The following is a 15,020-nucleotide window of genomic DNA, read 5'->3' as shown; positions in this document are numbered from 1 at the left end:
ATTCCCCATAGCCTCATGCTGTCACGCCACAGCCACGCAAGCGAAGGCGCAACCGACCGAAGCGATCCCTAGCAGTTGAATGACTGGTGGCTTCCCCTCAGGCATGCCTACGTTCTCGCAGCTTACGCGCTAGGATGTCGACTCTTGAGTCACGCGTCCCGTTGGGGATTTGTCCAACCAGGCGAGAATCCGAGCCGCTGCCTCCTGTGGTGCGAGGTCGCCGTTGTCCAGCCGCATATGCCTGTGTTCCGCCAGGAGCGCGGCTCCTGGCAAAGCCTGGTCGACACTGGCATGGCGGTCAGTATTCATGAGAAAACGCTCCATCTCGCGAACATTAGCGTCGGACCATTCCACGTCGCGCTTCGATCGCTTCTCAGCAAGTCGCAACTCGGTCCGATTCCGTCGCAGGCGCGTGTCCAAATCCGCCGACAGTTCCACGAATGCTACGTCTGCACCCTTCTCGACATAAGGGCGGATGTATCTCGCTAGCTCATCGGCTTCGGCCTGCTGCTCCAGGCCCCAGACAAACGTGAACAGCAGGTCGGTGCCTGACATGGCCGCTTCCTCGACGACCCGCGCACGCCATTCGCTAAGTAGTCGATTGAACGGTGGTGTCCCGTAGTCGAACACTTCGAGTAGAGGCTCTATGAGCGTGTGGTTATGGAACAGGCGGAAATCGCTCCGCTGAACGATCTCGCGTCCGACGGTCATCTTACCGACGGCGGGTGGACCAAAAATCACGAGCAAGCGCATGTAGTAACTCTGCCATAGGTCCCGTAAGCCGATCCTTTCTGCATCAATTCACTGGTCGGCTGAAGCCCTTCGTAACGAATCCCCATACGGTGCTGTAATAAATTTCCAGCGGATAGCATCTCTCTCATGACACCAAGACTGAAAGGTCGCCGGCGGGCTGCTCAGCAGATCATCAGTGAAGTTGCTACCTGGGCGAAGCAGGAAGACAAAGTGAGAGCTGTTGCTCTCGTGGGGTCTTACGCCCGAGGGGCTGAGCGAATGGCCAGCGATGTCGACCTAGTGGTGCTAAGCGACACTCCCGGAAGCCTTGAAGACGCGCGATGGTTCAAACAACTCCGTCCTGGGGCGCGCCTCATCCGCTCCGAGGTATGGGGGCCAGTACACGAACGCAGATTTCGGCTGGCATCAGGCTTGATCGTGGAATTGGGAATCGCTCCCTCGAGCTGGGCTGATTTCCCCTTAGACGAAGGAACGCGTCGCGTCCTAAGCGACGGCCACCGCGTTCTGTACGACACAGGTCTTCTCGGGACGGCTTCCGCAACCGTCACTAGGTAAGGCATCCTCTCCCCGTCGAACACCGCCTGCAGAAGGTGCATCCAGCGCAACAACCCGGTCCAATCAATACGGAAGCTGTCATCACATCAGCATTCGTTAGTGGACCGGCTTACGGGAACGGTTGGAGGGCTCTATCCAGGACAACCCTGACGGGAGGCGGCAACGAGCTGAGCGGGTATCTGAAACAGGCACCTGTCTGGAAAGCGGCACATGACAAAGGTTCCGCTGGCCGACATCAAGAGCTACGTTTGCCTGATGGTGAGCAGCACGGAGAGGCCGCAAGCAAGACGATTTAACATTGTGGGGATAATCGGGGTATTTGTGGTCTCACTTATCGGCGCTGTGTTCAGAGAAGCTACGGGATGGTCGCCTTGGATAACCTATGGCGTCCCATTGATTGTCCTGTTCTTGGTCACTCTCCCACTGGCACGTGCTGCTCGACGGGAGGGGCTGAAAATCCAGAACGCAGAGTCAAAAGCCACCCCAGAAGGCGACCGCTGAGCGTTCCTTTTTCGGGGACGACGGAACGGCCAGACTGAGCTGTGGAAAACCTGCCATTCCGACCTTCATAGGTCGCAGCAACGACTGAATTACTGAATGAGATTGGCGGCTAAACTCCCAGCTTCTCACCGACTCGGCGGGCCGTCTCTAGCTTCGAACGCCACCGATCCGGCCAGCCTGCCGCAACCCACTCCGACTGGGGGTGGTGACCGAGTTCGCCGAGATAGACCACCTCATCAATGGCAGTCTGTTGCCGGGCTGTGACTGCCGCAACCAAATCGAGCGGCCCCTCCCATCCGTATCCGCCGAGAAATGCCGCGATCCGAGCCCGCCGGTCCAAAGTCTCGTCGAACCCGCGGATTCGTAGCACGGTCGGGTCATCTTCGATCGGAGCGAACCACTCGAGGGCATATGCGAGATCGCTCAATCTCTTGCCCGGCCGGGCAACGTCCCAATCGAACAAGCCGACGGCGATACCGTCACGCCAGGCGAAGTTCGCAGGCTGCGGGTCGCCATGGCAGACGATCTCGCCCGGTGAGAAAGGGACCGCCCAGTTCGCATCTGTCGGTGGCACCCAGCCAACTGTTGCATCATGAACTCTGCGCAGCAGTTGACCAGCTGAACGAACCGACTCGACTTCCAGCTGATGGGCCCATGCATCCGATCCAGCGTCACCGGGAATGAGCCTCACATGCTCGACCCCGGCGGAGATATAAAGGGGTTCCGGAACGGGCAACCTGGAGGCGTGCAAATGCTTGAGAAGGGCATGTACCGTCGGTGTCCATGGCTTGGCCGGTCGCTCGACGACGTTCTTGTGGATGCGGACCTCGCGCATTTGTCCCATTCGAAAAGGGTAGCCGCCCCTCACGCACACGAACGCAGCATTCGGTGGGGGTTCCTTCAATGGACACCAGTCAGTCCCGTCTGATAGGCGGCCGACCGCACAGTTTTTAGAATAGAGTCGGGACACGCCCGGGGCTTCCAGCACATATATCGCTTAACTGAATATCTTTATGGCATGACTAAGCGTCCCATGCGAGAACCAACGTTCCTGATCCTGTCCGTACTCGCCCAGGGCCCGGCCCACGGCTACGCATTGATTACCGAAACGAAAAAGCTATCGGGAGGGCGCGTAACGCTGCAGCCCGGCACGCTATACACGGCCTTGGACCGGTTGAAGGAAGAGGGCCTGGTGTCCGTGACTCGGGAAGAAGTCGTAGACAGCCGGCTACGCCGGTACTACGAGTTGACCGATGTTGGGGCGGATGAGTTGGGCGGAGAAATTGCCAGGCTGGAGTCGAACGTGGTAGCAGCCAAAGCTTCTCTGCAGATCCGCTCGGCACGACTGGCAGGTGGGCTGGCATGAGCAGGGATTCGACGGCGCTCGAACGCCGATACAGGTTGGCTTTGGCCTTCTACCCGTCCAGCTGGAGGCGGGAGCATGGAGATGAGCTCCTGGGGGTCCTCATGGACGTGGCCGAGGATCAGCACCGCGTAAAACCCGGAGCTAAGGAAATTATCAATCTGGGCCTCAGCGGACTGCTCGCCCGAATCATGCTGGTCGTGGGACGCATCCCGGTGCACCGACGCTCCCGTATCGCCGCGGGGGCGACCATCATCGGTTCCGCTGCGGCAGCGACGATGATGGTGCTGGGGGAAGTGGGGCGCTGGTTCCGGTATGGCAGCTATGGGACCGACGTGATGCTCTTCGGGCCGTTCACCACGGCGGCCTCCTTGGTTTACCTTCTGTGCCTGTGCGCTTTCCTGGCAACCATGCTTCGAATGTCAAAAGTCCGGGTGGCCGCTCACGTGCTGACGATAGCGGCGGCAATCACGCTTCCTCTCGCGACATTTTTGACGCATACTGTCGTCACTCCTGACTGGTACATCCCGGCTTTCTTTGCCGTCGCGGCCGTCCTTGCCCTGCTCGGGGATCCCAATCGAACCGTTGGTGCCCCCGCATTGATGAGTTGGGCTGCGCCTGCCTTGGCAGCTGGCGTGACCTTCGTTGCGTACCGTCATGGGGCCGGCGCACGGATGACCTTTTACAGCGATTACTCCTGGAACCAATTCCCGGTCAGCATGTCGTTTGTTCTCGCTTTGGTCTTCGTAACGGCGCTTACCCTTAGTAACCGAGCGGTTTTGCCGTGGGTGACATATCTCGTGGTGTTCACCCTGCCGCTTTACCTCTGGTTCACCGGACTTCTCGCCGTGCAATACAACCCCGCCACCTACTTCATCGGATCCAGCATCCTGGCTGCCATGGCCGCCTGGTACGTGGCCAAGTACCCTCTCCGTGCTGGTGATAAATACACACCCGCAGGCTAGGTGCAGCCACCCCCGTGTGGGTGCCGAGGCATCCCAAGGCGTTCGGCCAAGCGCGTGGTGTCCATCTTGTTGCGTAAACTGTTGGCTCATGTGCCTGTCTGTGATGTGAACGGTACACAGATCGTTTCCCGTTGGACCGAAGGAGTGAGCCGTGCCCGACCGACCTGAGATTGTCTGCATCTGCGGCTCTACCCGCTTCGTGGATGAGATGCGTGCGGCGAACCGTGATCTGACCTTCGCAGGTGTCATCGTCGTCGCGCCAGGCGAAGCAGACGAGTTGGTCACCAACGAGCAGAAGACGGCGCTGGACGCCCTCCACCTGCGCAAGATCGACTTGGCTGACCGGGTTCTGGTCGTCAACCCCGGAGGGTATATCGGCGAGTCCACGGGCAGGGAGATCGCATATGCCCACGCCACCGGCAAGCCGATCTCGTTCACCGATCCCGTCTGACCGGGCTGATTTAGACGAGAAACACCCTGGCGAAGTCCTAAATCCCATGCAGCAAGGACGTCGCCGGACTCATTCCCTCACGCCCGGCACGGCGTGACATGAAGGCACCAACGTTACTAATGAGATGGGTCGTTCCCGTGCCGCAAAGACATCCGGATAGGGGCCAGAACCCGCGTCATTCCGGGGATTTTGGTACCCACCTCCTATATCGACTTGGGTTCCATGGAGCCCATGCGGTCTGGCCAGTGAATGTTAAAACAGGAGGTGGGTCTCCTTGAAGCGGCGTTTTCGCTGGTCAGGGGCGGCTTCGTGCTATCCAATGATGGAACGGCGTGACGATCAAACCCATCTTTCGGTCGGGAATGGACGGCAATCAGATCCCTTGCGGGACCCCATTGATAGGGAATCGACTGACCAACGTTGAAGCGGGGGTGGGTAGGCCCAAAGTTTGCCCAGGCAGATCCTCAGCGTGTGCGGAACCGCCACTCTTCGCGCTTCAAGGCCTTTGAACAGGAGATACATTGGCTACAGGTCCCCCTCCCCCAGTTCCTCACGGTAATTGCGGGACCTGAGTGCACCTGCCTTTAGGCCTTACTTATGTACGGCAGCTGCGGGGGACGAGAAATCGCCACGTTCTCACGTCGTGCTTGTATTACTGATGGGCACGTCAATGCGATCCCGTGCAACGACGACTCCGTCCTTTACGACGAAGCACTCGACGACGTGCTCACCCCGGAAGCTCGTGCGCTCGTGCCGGGCGTTCGGATGACTCGATTCGATGATCTGCCCGCGGATATTGTGCCGGCGTTCGGCCTCTGAACCGCGGTTCAGTACCTTCCATTTCAGGACGTAGGGGTAGGAGACGGTGCAGGACGTCACTTTGAACTTGAGACCCTTGTTCGCCATGAGTGGGCTTCTCCCCCGCAGCATCTCCCGCAGCGAAACCGGCCGCCATCCGTCCTGCGTGACCTCGCAATCGATTGTGACCGAATGTGAGATGTCTATCTGGAACTTGTCCTCGATGAACTCTTCGGTATCGATGAATGCGCGCGCGGCCTCAAGCGTGCTCGAAGCCAGCGGCGCGGATGTACCGAACACCTCTCGCCATTTCTTGTTGGCGGATGCCTTGCCCTCGGCCTCAATCGCCTCCAGGCAACGGTTGTAGGCTTTCTTTGCCTTCGGCTGGAACCTCGTCTTCACCGTCACCCGCTGATAGCTCCCCAAAGCGAGGTAGTAGTCCTTATCAGGCTCGTCCGCGAGGAACGCGAAGAAGTCGCGGACCATGAGGTTGTACGATTCGGTTCCCGCCGAATCGTAGAGACTGGTCGTTGAGAAGAAGCGGTGCACCAGAGTGTCGATGAGCAGGCCGCCCATGACGACTCCGTTGGCGTTCTTCCACGCCCGGGCCATCCTCGCGAGATAGCGCATGTTCTTGGAGGTGCGGTCGTTGCACACTTTTGTCGCACTGATCTCAGCGCGTGGTTTGGTGACTTTCCAGGCTTCGGCGGCGGTGTCGGGGTAGTCGAAGCTGCCGTCCTCGTTTTCGAAGGCGGGTTGAACCTCGAACTTAAACTTGTTGCTCGTGAACTGCACCCGCACAACACACTGGTCAACGCGGACATCAGTGCTGGGGTACCGCGCCTTCAGTACGTCTCGGACACGGTTGAGGATTCTCCTCGGCCCGGTCTCGTTGCCATAACTCGTGCGCAAGCCGGGCGGGACTATAAAGATCATGTCCAAGTCGGACACACCACGGGTCGCCGTGTGCCGCCCGTAGGAGCCGACCATCAACCGGTAAGCCGTAGAACCGTCCGTGGATCTGAAGTCCTTATTCAGCGCCTTCGTGATTTCGTCCCTGCGTGAAGCGATCGTGTTGCTGGCATCGCCGACCTTCAGGTTGTGGAGCAGCCCGTCGAAGATCTCGGAAGTCTTCATGATCATGCCTCGCTTTCGTCGAGCCGGAGTCTCTCGGGCAGGAAGAGATCAATCTCCCGGGCGGTGAACGTCATCTCTTCGTTGTCCTTGAGCCCGTCCCTGGCTCTGCCGAACGCCTTCGAGCTCGTCCTCGGCGCATCGGCATATGCCGCACGCGTTGCCTCCTGGAGTTCGCCCCGCCGTGCGCGGGCATCGGATGCTGACGTCGTACCGGACATCAGGTCGGCGATCAGGGACAGATATGATTCGCGGACATCCCAGAGCCGTGTTGCGATGTCGCGGTGCGCGTCGGCTTCCTCCGAGAACTTGAACGTCTTCGTGGCAAGGCTCGTCGCGCTGACGAGGATCGCAATAAAGGAGGTAGCGAGGCTGGTCAGCACCGGGCTCCCCAGCGCGCCGACCAGTGCGGCCAGGAAGGTTCCCGAGCTGATCGCCGTCAGAGCGATCAGCGTGCCCTGCTGCCATCTGTGGCGACGGAAGCAGATGTCCGCCTGCTTCTCCTGTGTCTTGTGGCTGTAGACCACCCGTCCGAACGCTTCACGCACCTGCGCAAGCAGATACAGGTCCTGGTCTTCAGTGATCACTACATCACTCGTCATGCTTCTCCCATTCGTCGTCATCCAGGGAGGTGCGCCCGACAGGGATCCTCCGGGCCCCTTTACTCGCCGGAAGAGCGACGACTGACACGATCGCTGCACGTGCTTCAAGTATGACTGGCACCACAGACACAAAAATCCGGAGCACGGGCAACGCTGGTGGCGAGGGCGGTGAAGCTGATGCGTGGGATGCGAAAGCATCGCTTGCACTCGCACTGGTGCGGCAGCTCCTCGAACTCGCCGCCGCCGACCTTGGCGTAGAACCCGCAACCCTGGACCGGGCCATATGGTTGCACGAGAGCCCTTCAGAACCTGGACCGTCCCGGATTGGAGAATCCTTTGCCACAGCACCCTAAGCCGCTCAGCGTTTTACAGTCCGAAGTCTTGAAATGGGTCAATGACGGCTGTCCGGGCGGCATCTTCGAAGGCTACTCACATCGGATATCGGCCCGAGCCTTGGCGGACGATCGATACATCACTGTTACCGGCAAGGGCCCCACCTGGACCGCCAAGATCACCCAGCTGGGTGTGGAGCTCCTCGAGGGTATCGATGACTCCGATAGCAACAACCACACTCACGAATCTGAAGCGGACAAATATATACAGAAGCTCACTGCCGCTGACGGCGTCCTTGAGGTCGAGGGCGGATATTCGCACCGCGCAGCCAACGATGCCCTGATTCGTGAAATCATGAAGTCAGCTCTGCGCCCGAAAGGCTACAAGCTCGAGATAACGAGCGTCGGGTCGTGGCATAGCCCAAAGTACGAGGCACGGTGGGTGCGTCATTTCCCTGATGATGTCGACGAGCGTCCGGTCCCGATTCCGGACTCGGTGGGCAAATATCACCCGGTCGCCAAAGCGTTCCGCGACGGCACAAAGGGGGTGTCGAAAGAGCACGTCGCCCGTGCAGCCAAACTGCTGCACGCGCTGGCCACGGAAGGTACAGCCCGCGGCTATGAAGTCACGCTGCCCTCGAGCCACAAACGCACCAACTCCCGCGGCACCACGACTCTCGACGGCGACATCGCCATCACGGTCGGCACAACGACCGTTCCACTGGAAATGCGGGAACTCCCCCCGAACGGCGGATCCGCAAGGCCATACATTCCCAAATACAACTCCCGCGACCAGTCCTGGACGACTGTAAACAACACCAATTTCGTATCAACGGGGCGGCTCCAACTGGAGCTGACACAAAATACTCAACCAACGGTCGCCGAGAACGGTTTCGCGACGGACAGCGGCAACAACTCGACACCGTCCTGCCGGCCATACTTCGTGAGATCGAAATTCAGCATCTGGAAAACGAATGGAAGCGCGAGAAAGCACGCCTCAAGGAGGAGGAAACGCAGCGACGGTGGGAGGCAGCCATGAAGCGCGCCCGCATACGAATCCAGGACCACCACAAGGCCCAGCTGCTTAAGACACAGGCGGACGCCTGGGCAGAAGCCGGCATGCTTCGCAAATACGTGGATGCTCTGGAGGCGAGAGTGTCCTCAGAACGGGATGTAGAGCTGGTCAATCGCGGGCTTGCCTGGCTGGCATGGGGTCGCGACTACATCGACGCCAAGGATCCTCTGCTCCGCCCCATCGAGGTTCCCGTTCTGGCAGACTATCGCGATGAAGACCTTGTGCCGTTCCTCGACGGCTGGAGCCCACACGGACCGCATGGGATGAGGTAGGAGCGTCATCGCTTTGAGCATGCGATGATTTCTGCCAATTCCCGGTCCTTCCAGGGCACTACGCCAGTCCAACAAAACGAGGACTGGTTCGCATAGCCTAGGGCTTACGACTATTGGGGGAACCAGTGAATTTAAGTCCAGCCTTCGGTGTTTTTGGTGTTCTGTACGCGATCTTTACGATCGTGCTGGCCGGACTGGCGGTCTACGCCCTGGTCCTCGTCATCGTGTTCCTCCGGCTGCGGATCGCTGAGCTAAAGCAGGCTGGACGGTCCAAGGACGACCCCCTGCGATGATGACGCTGGCAAGCGAATGACCCAGACGAGGCGCACCGCGCCCGATCCTGAGTGGGTGCTGATGTACCGGCAAGGCATTCCCACGCCGAAAATCGCAGTGGTCGCCGGCGTCGCTGAAACCACGGTCAGGTACCACCTGGCCATTGCCGCCAGGCTGGAGCCCCGCATCAGGGCTGAGCATCAGGCGGCGCTTCCCGCCGCACTCCCGCGTCTGACAGCAGCTGGCCAGCGGAATCTGGAAGACATCATCGCTTTCTACAAGACCGAAGGCCGATTGCCAATCTTCAGCCGCTCGGCCCGCGAAAAGGCACTGGCAGTGTGGCTGCATCGACGCCGTCAGGAAGCAGCGCGGGGCACCCTCTCCCCTGCCTTTGCTGACGCCTTGGACGTGATCCCTGACTGGCGGAAACCATCGACAAAACGGGCTGACGACGAAGCGCGCTGGACGCAGCGCCTTACTGAGGTCGCTGAGTACCGGGCTGCCGGCAACGATTGGCCCCGGCACAACAAAACCAACGACCCGTTAGAACGAATGCTTGGCGTGTGGCTGCATGTCCAACGCATCAATGACCGCGCCGGCAAGCTGGAACCCGCCAGGAAAGACCAGCTGGACAAGGTAACCTAGGGGTGGCGGCAGGGCAGGGCCAGGAGAGGTGCTAACAGCAGGATAATCAGGCAGGGTCGTCTGCCTTAAAGGGGCCAGATGAACCGGTGGTGGGAGGATCGAAATCGAACAGATCATGAACCTCGCTCCACTCTCTGCCGAGGGGTTCTGTAAGACTTTCAGGCATTGCTGTTCCCACATCAGCAACATAAGCCCCGGCAATTTGGGGTGACCATTCGGATGCAGTCACGCTGACGGGTTCGGTGAAGAGATCCTCGGAGAGAGCCAGTAGTCCATCGGCTACAAGCCGCTCGATCAGGTGCAGGGCTTCTACCGTGGCCAGCATCTCGCTGCAGACTGTCTTTGTTGCATTCAGCAGCATCTCTTCGGCGCTGATGCCGGCACCGTAGGAACGGCGCAGCTCATCCTCGTGCAACAGCTGACCGTAAAGCCAGGCACCGGCGACTTCCTTGTTGGTCATGCTCGGTCCGCTTCGCGGCTCGGTCGGGCGACCATTCGGGTAGTCGGGGTCGGCAGCCCGGAACTTTACCCTCAGTCCCTCGATCTCCTTCTTCACTGCGCTGGAGACTGCGGCAGCCTCCCCCAGGGCGTTGAGGACTTTGTCGTAATGGACGCCGTCCTTGGCCAGAAAAACGGGACGCACCCGGGTGGCCGCTGACTCGACCTGCTCGGTGGGGAGCAAAGGAGCCGGCACCATAGCCACGGTACGCTCCCCGGTCGCCAAGTTTTGAATGACCCGAAAGGACATAGCCCAGGCAGCATGCTTCTCCAGGGCGCTCTTGTCAGCCGCCAGAGAATGCTCCTGAACGAGCCGCGCGCGCAGCACGAACCGGGAAACTGTTCGAAGGGCCGCGGCTATCCTTGAATTTTGTTGCATTTATTCTCCCGTCAGCCTCTCTTGTTCTTGCCGCCAGCCGTGCCCAAACGCACCCCAGTTCGTAATTTTGACCGTCAGGCCCCACCAGCGAACCTACTCACCGTCTGACTCCCCCTCATCTATGAGCTCCCCGGCGGCGATGCGTTCGGCCGTACGCTGGTAGGCGTCGGCGATGTAGTCTTCCAGATCCTGGAGGCTGATGCGCCACAGGCCTCTCCCGCCGACCTGCAGAGCGTGAAGTTCTCCACTGCTGATCAGCCCCCGGATGAGGCTCGACTTCACGTTGAGCTCTTTGGCTGCCTGCTCGATCGTCAGGAAGCGGCGCTGTGAGGTTTGATCAGTCACTGCACCATCCTATGGGTGTGGATCGAGCCGTATCGATATCGCCTCTTTGCCGATGCATTGCTTTGAGCAACTAGCCACGCTGCCGGTGGCCGCCTGATTCAGGTGCAGCAACCGAGACCGGTCGGCGTCCTCCCATGGAACGCAGTTTTAACGTTCAAGTCGGCTTCGGTAGTCGGCGATCTTCTGTTCAATGAGCGTTAGCGAGTTCTGCCACGCGCGCAGTCGCTCGAGGACCTCGGCTTGGTGCTCTTCTAGCAGCGCAAGCCGCTCCGGCACGCCGTCCGGATCGGAGGCGACAAGTCGTGTGAATTCGGCGATACGCGTGAGTGGCATACCGGTATCACGTAAGTGCAGCAACACCTCGATCAGATGAACGTCCCGGTCTGTATAGATACGGTGCCCGGAGGAGTTACGGGTGGGTGCTGGTAGCACACCGATGCGTTCGTAGTAGCGAAGAGTGTCCGGTTCGAGGCCGAATTGGGCTGCAACTTCACCAACGCTCAGAGCTTCAGGCACCGATACGCGCCGTCTCTAGCCGGTTGAGCGCGTCATCGGCGAGGCCCGATGTCACCGCTTGCCACGCAGACTCCACCTGGCCAGCCGAGGAGACACCTACGACGGGAAGGACCGGGGATGACCGCTGCGCCATCCAGGCCAGTACAGTCTGCCCAGTGTCCAGGCTTGCTTGTTCGGCAACCTCAGTCAGCACGTTCATAGCGTGTCGGGTAGTTGACGTGTTGTATCCGTCGGGAAGTGCACGGTCCGGACGAGTGTAAGCGCCCGATAGCAAGGGAGAATATCCAAGCATTGTCAGATCGTTCTCAGTGCAGGTGAATTCTATCTGGTCATCCAGCAGAACATGCGGGGACAAGTCCGCCGTGGGGCTGGGAATGAGGTAGCTGAAGCGTTGCTGTAGCGCCGCGTAAGCATGCCCGGTGGATTTGCCCACTTCTGCCGCTTCTTTCAGCCGTGGGGCAGTGAGGTTGCTGGCAGCGATCTGTCGAACCAGCCCTTCCTCAACTAGATCACCCAGCGCGCCAAGAGTCTCCGCCAGCGGCACCGTGCTGTCGTCGATGTGGGCGTAGAGAAGGTCAATACGGTCGGTGCGCAGCCGGCGTAGCGAGTCCAGCGTTTGGGTGCGGACCATTGGAGCCGACAATCCAAGCGCCTGAGTTAGATCGGTGCCGCCCCGGCGGGGGCGCGCCCCCACCTTCGTTGCCAGCACCACATCGTCACGCGCAGCCGGTCCGCGAGTAGCAAACCAGTCCCCTAACACCATTTCTGACTCGTCTCCCACACCTCCAGCCCAGAAAGCATAGTTATTGGCTGTGTCCCAAAAGCGCATGCCCAAGTCATAGGCGTGGCTCAAACAACTCATCGACTGGTCAGCAGGCACTAGGGTTCCAAAATACATCGTCCCCATCGCTACGGGTACAGTTCCGGCGGTAGTGACAGCACCTTTGATCGTTACTACGGGCATCATCATGATCGTAAGTCTTGTAGTTGAACCATGGTCCAGGTCAAATGACGTTCCTAACCGGGCAGTCCAACAACGGCGCGCCTGTTTACCACCGAGGTGGGTTACGGCAGGCTGAGGCTATGTCGAATCGCCTTACGATGCAGGCCGAAGTCGCTGAGTAAAATTCCTCGGAGCAGTGCAACAAATGTCGGTGCGCCGGTCATGACTTGGGTATCACCACTTCAAGATTGGACTCGCAATGAACCCTTCTTCGTTCGACCGGATGCTGGTCGACTCGGGCAAGACCACCCTCGAGAATGACGCTGCTGTCAGTGAGAGCCTGTTGGCTCTCACGCGACAGCTCCAGAGTCAGAGCTGCCAACCCCGTCGACGAGTGCCTCGCCTCCTGCCCGCCCTTGCCGTCATCGGGCTCGCGGTAACTGCCGGTGCCGCAGCTTGGATGACGACAGTTGAACCCGACGTGGTCATCCCTGTCGCCTACACCACGGACGCTGGACGGAGCGTCGAATGCGTGATCAACCTCGAGGTTCCTGATGCGGATCTCCGCGCCTACCTCAGCGACGCTGATTGGAGCGGCGTGGGCCAGCGCATCTACGACCAGGCTCTTGCCGCCTCGCTCGCGCCACGCGACGATCTGACCTTCGGATCTTTGCAGGAGCGAGAAAGCTGGGCCTGGAACCAGGCCGCACAGAACCTCACCCTGGACACGGTTCCCGCTGAACTGCTTCCCGGGAACGCCGTCATCGCAGCGTCCGACTCAAGCTGCACGGGAGACCTGCATTGAACCGCGACGTGTCTCACAGCCTGCTCGAGAACCTGATCGGACGCGAGGCGACACGGCTGCTGCAGTACTTCGCTCGCCGCGTAGACGACCCTCAGGATGCCGCAGACCTTCTCAGCGAGACACTACTCGTGGCATGGCGTCGCCACGCACTCATCCCGGCTGACAATGACGAGGCGCGGATGTGGCTCTATGGTGTCGGCCGCCGCGTCCTGTCGACGCACTGGCGCACTCGCCGCCGACGCGACGCACTGAACGACAGACTCCGAAATCGCCTTGCCGTGATCAATAGGTGGGCTAACGATGAACCGAATGTCGATGGGATCCGCGACGCCATCACTCAACTGAAACCGGTGGATCGCGAACTGATCATGCTCGTGTACTGGGACGGCTTCACACTGGCCGAGGCAGGGACCATCCTGCGCCTCAAGCCTGCAACTGCGCGCAGCCGAATGGCGAGAGCCCGAACCGCTCTGAGGAAAGGTCTCGTGAACTCCTCGGAAACTGCTCTCGCTATCGCGAGGATCTAAGAGCTTCCAATGAGTCCTCGCCATAAGACGCTCCGTCCCGTTCAAGGTTCCCCGAGCGTGCCGCGCCTACGCTGGGGAAGGCATTTACAAGACGACACACGCCAGGGGGCGTCGGCGAAGCTAGCTCCATCCCGGACGGATGCATAGCATGAGGTGTGGCTGCGCTCAGTGGAGGGTCAAAGTTGGTCAGGTGCCTAACGGTAGTCCTGCTCGGTCTCTCTCTTTTCGCGACGTCTTGCGCTGGAATGGGTCCTGAAGCCCCGGCCGCCGAAGATGGCCCAGCGCCCACGCGTGAGGCGAACCCTGCACTTCCCACTGGCCCACCGGTTAGTCCCGAAGCTTTGCCTGCGGGTGGAGGTATCGCTCACGCGGCCAGCACACTGAGTCGGGAGCTGGCCGGCGATCCTCGATTTGCCTCAGTCGAAGTGACAGGCGGGAACCGGATTCTTGTTCATTGGCATGGTCCGGTGGACTCGAAGCTTCGAGACCTAATCAGCCAGTTTCCGAGCATCGACGTTGCAGTCATCTCAGCCCCCTGTTCTCCTGGCAAACTCAACGAGTTTGCCAGCGAGTTGCTGGCCTCAGACCCGGCTGTGAACATTACGTCGGTATCGCCTGACGGGTCGCGTCTTACGCTCACGCTGGATGAATCGGCCAAGGGAGCATCGAACGTTGCAGACCTGGAGCACAAGTACTCAGAGGCAGCTGGGTGCCCGGTCAAAGTGGAATTCGGTGGTGTGACCCCAGCTGGCAGTTAAACCGCATTCGATACTGAATGCATAACTCATGCCCAAGTGCGACGAGATAACCAGCAATCTTCCTCGCGACGTCCGCGGAAGGTTCCCTCACGCCCGGCACGGCGTGACATGAAGGCACCAACGTTACTAAAGAGATGGGTCGTTCCCGTGCCGCAAAGACATCCGGACAGGGGCCAGAACCCGCGTCATTCCGGGGATTATGGTACCCACCTCCTATATCGACTTGGGTGCCACGGAGCTCATGCGGTCTGGCCAGTGAATGTTAAGACAGGAGGTGGGTCGGTTCAGGCCCTTGTTTCCCCTTTTCAGGCAAGGTTATCTGCGTTCAATGGGCCCCTGGCACGGCGATCAAGTCGACCGTGCCGAACTTGACCGGAGGACGATAGCGACCTTCAGAGAGACCATGTGAGAGGAGCTTGATTGACGAACGTTCACGAACGAGGTGGGTCGGCATGGGCCTAGGTCGCATCGTGCTCGCTCGATCGCTTCTCCTGTAGCCCTGCCGTCGCCAGCACTTCCTCGCTCTGCCT

General features: G+C 59.9%; 19 protein-coding genes. 11 read left to right on the top strand and 8 right to left on the bottom strand.

The window, feature by feature from the left end; translation table 11 throughout:
* Positions 1-129: 129 nt before the first annotated feature.
* Positions 130-753 (bottom strand): P-loop nucleotide/nucleoside kinase family protein, encoded by a 624-nt coding sequence (locus tag M1E02_RS10020; RefSeq protein WP_479377876.1) that lies wholly within the window; start codon positions 751-753, stop codon positions 130-132.
* Between the two features lie 126 nt (positions 754-879).
* Here M1E02_RS10020 and M1E02_RS10015 point away from each other — a divergent pair, with 126 nt between their 5' ends.
* Positions 880-1,308 carry a nucleotidyltransferase domain-containing protein gene (locus tag M1E02_RS10015; protein ID WP_479377875.1) on the top strand — a complete coding sequence of 143 codons (429 nt, stop codon included), beginning with the start codon at positions 880-882 and terminating at the stop codon, positions 1,306-1,308.
* Positions 1,309-1,918: 610 nt separating this feature from the next.
* On the opposite strand, the gene M1E02_RS10010 is transcribed toward M1E02_RS10015, so the two are convergent.
* A complete protein-coding gene (locus M1E02_RS10010; protein ID WP_479377874.1) occupies positions 1,919-2,653 on the bottom strand; it encodes a phosphotransferase in 735 nt (244 codons plus the stop codon).
* Between the two features lie 174 nt (positions 2,654-2,827).
* Between M1E02_RS10010 and M1E02_RS10005 the strand changes: the two genes are divergently transcribed.
* From M1E02_RS10005 to M1E02_RS09995, 3 genes are all read left to right on the top strand, one after another.
* Complete coding sequence (locus M1E02_RS10005; RefSeq protein ID WP_479377873.1) at positions 2,828-3,175, top strand: PadR family transcriptional regulator; 348 nt, start codon at positions 2,828-2,830, stop codon at positions 3,173-3,175.
* Entirely contained in the window at positions 3,172-4,137 is a 966-nt protein-coding gene (locus tag M1E02_RS10000) for a hypothetical protein (RefSeq protein WP_479377872.1), read from the top strand. Before M1E02_RS10005 ends, M1E02_RS10000 begins: the two co-directional genes overlap by 4 nt.
* 151 nt (positions 4,138-4,288) lie before the next feature.
* Positions 4,289-4,588: a hypothetical protein gene (locus tag M1E02_RS09995; RefSeq protein ID WP_479377871.1), complete on the top strand. Its 300-nt coding sequence runs from the start codon at positions 4,289-4,291 to the stop codon at positions 4,586-4,588.
* Positions 4,589-5,224: 636 nt separating this feature from the next.
* On the opposite strand, the gene M1E02_RS09990 is transcribed toward M1E02_RS09995, so the two are convergent.
* Positions 5,225-6,523: a nucleotide-binding domain-containing protein gene (locus tag M1E02_RS09990; RefSeq protein WP_479377870.1), complete on the bottom strand. Its 1,299-nt coding sequence runs from the start codon at positions 6,521-6,523 to the stop codon at positions 5,225-5,227.
* A 2-nt stretch (positions 6,524-6,525) separates the two neighbouring features.
* Positions 6,526-7,122 carry an SLATT domain-containing protein gene (locus tag M1E02_RS09985; protein ID WP_479377869.1) on the bottom strand — a complete coding sequence of 199 codons (597 nt, stop codon included), beginning with the start codon at positions 7,120-7,122 and terminating at the stop codon, positions 6,526-6,528.
* 110 nt (positions 7,123-7,232) lie between these two features.
* Here M1E02_RS09985 and M1E02_RS09980 point away from each other — a divergent pair, with 110 nt between their 5' ends.
* The 5 genes from M1E02_RS09980 (at position 7,233) to M1E02_RS09960 (ending at position 9,719) form a co-directional block, all read left to right on the top strand.
* Positions 7,233-7,475 carry a hypothetical protein gene (locus tag M1E02_RS09980; RefSeq protein WP_479377868.1) on the top strand — a complete coding sequence of 81 codons (243 nt, stop codon included), beginning with the start codon at positions 7,233-7,235 and terminating at the stop codon, positions 7,473-7,475.
* 28 nt (positions 7,476-7,503) lie between these two features.
* On the top strand, positions 7,504-8,493 hold the full coding sequence (locus M1E02_RS09975; protein ID WP_479377867.1) for a hypothetical protein: 990 nt from the start codon (positions 7,504-7,506) through the stop codon (positions 8,491-8,493).
* The gene (locus tag M1E02_RS09970) at positions 8,490-8,801 is read left to right on the top strand and encodes a hypothetical protein (protein WP_479377866.1); all 312 of its coding nucleotides are present in this window, start codon (positions 8,490-8,492) and stop codon (positions 8,799-8,801) included. Before M1E02_RS09975 ends, M1E02_RS09970 begins: the two co-directional genes overlap by 4 nt.
* Before the next feature lie 125 nt (positions 8,802-8,926).
* Positions 8,927-9,094 carry a hypothetical protein gene (locus M1E02_RS09965; protein ID WP_479377865.1) on the top strand — a complete coding sequence of 56 codons (168 nt, stop codon included), beginning with the start codon at positions 8,927-8,929 and terminating at the stop codon, positions 9,092-9,094.
* A 16-nt stretch (positions 9,095-9,110) separates the two neighbouring features.
* Positions 9,111-9,719 (top strand): helicase associated domain-containing protein, encoded by a 609-nt coding sequence (locus M1E02_RS09960; protein ID WP_479377864.1) that lies wholly within the window; start codon positions 9,111-9,113, stop codon positions 9,717-9,719.
* Positions 9,720-9,765: 46 nt separating this feature from the next.
* Here M1E02_RS09960 and M1E02_RS09955 read toward each other — a convergent pair whose 3' ends face one another.
* The 4 genes from M1E02_RS09955 to M1E02_RS09940 form a co-directional block, all read right to left on the bottom strand.
* Positions 9,766-10,596 (bottom strand): hypothetical protein, encoded by an 831-nt coding sequence (locus M1E02_RS09955; RefSeq protein ID WP_479377863.1) that lies wholly within the window; start codon positions 10,594-10,596, stop codon positions 9,766-9,768.
* A 93-nt stretch (positions 10,597-10,689) separates the two neighbouring features.
* On the bottom strand, positions 10,690-10,941 hold the full coding sequence (locus tag M1E02_RS09950) for a helix-turn-helix domain-containing protein (protein WP_479377862.1): 252 nt from the start codon (positions 10,939-10,941) through the stop codon (positions 10,690-10,692).
* Positions 10,942-11,088: 147 nt separating this feature from the next.
* A complete protein-coding gene (locus M1E02_RS09945; RefSeq protein WP_479377861.1) occupies positions 11,089-11,457 on the bottom strand; it encodes a MerR family transcriptional regulator in 369 nt (122 codons plus the stop codon).
* Positions 11,450-12,427 (bottom strand): aldo/keto reductase, encoded by a 978-nt coding sequence (locus M1E02_RS09940; RefSeq protein WP_479377860.1) that lies wholly within the window; start codon positions 12,425-12,427, stop codon positions 11,450-11,452. The genes M1E02_RS09945 and M1E02_RS09940 overlap by 8 nt, the downstream gene beginning before the upstream one ends.
* 232 nt (positions 12,428-12,659) lie before the next feature.
* Here M1E02_RS09940 and M1E02_RS09935 point away from each other — a divergent pair, with 232 nt between their 5' ends.
* Positions 12,660-13,205, top strand: coding sequence for a hypothetical protein (locus M1E02_RS09935; RefSeq protein WP_479377859.1), 546 nt, complete (start codon positions 12,660-12,662; stop codon positions 13,203-13,205).
* An 8-nt stretch (positions 13,206-13,213) separates the two neighbouring features.
* Positions 13,214-13,732 (top strand): RNA polymerase sigma factor, encoded by a 519-nt coding sequence (locus M1E02_RS09930; RefSeq protein ID WP_479377858.1) that lies wholly within the window; start codon positions 13,214-13,216, stop codon positions 13,730-13,732.
* Positions 13,733-15,020 lie beyond the last annotated feature (1,288 nt).

It is taken from the genome of Arthrobacter sp. Z5-13 (assembly GCF_056499105.1).
This window is presented reverse-complemented; position numbering and strand designations above follow the sequence as displayed.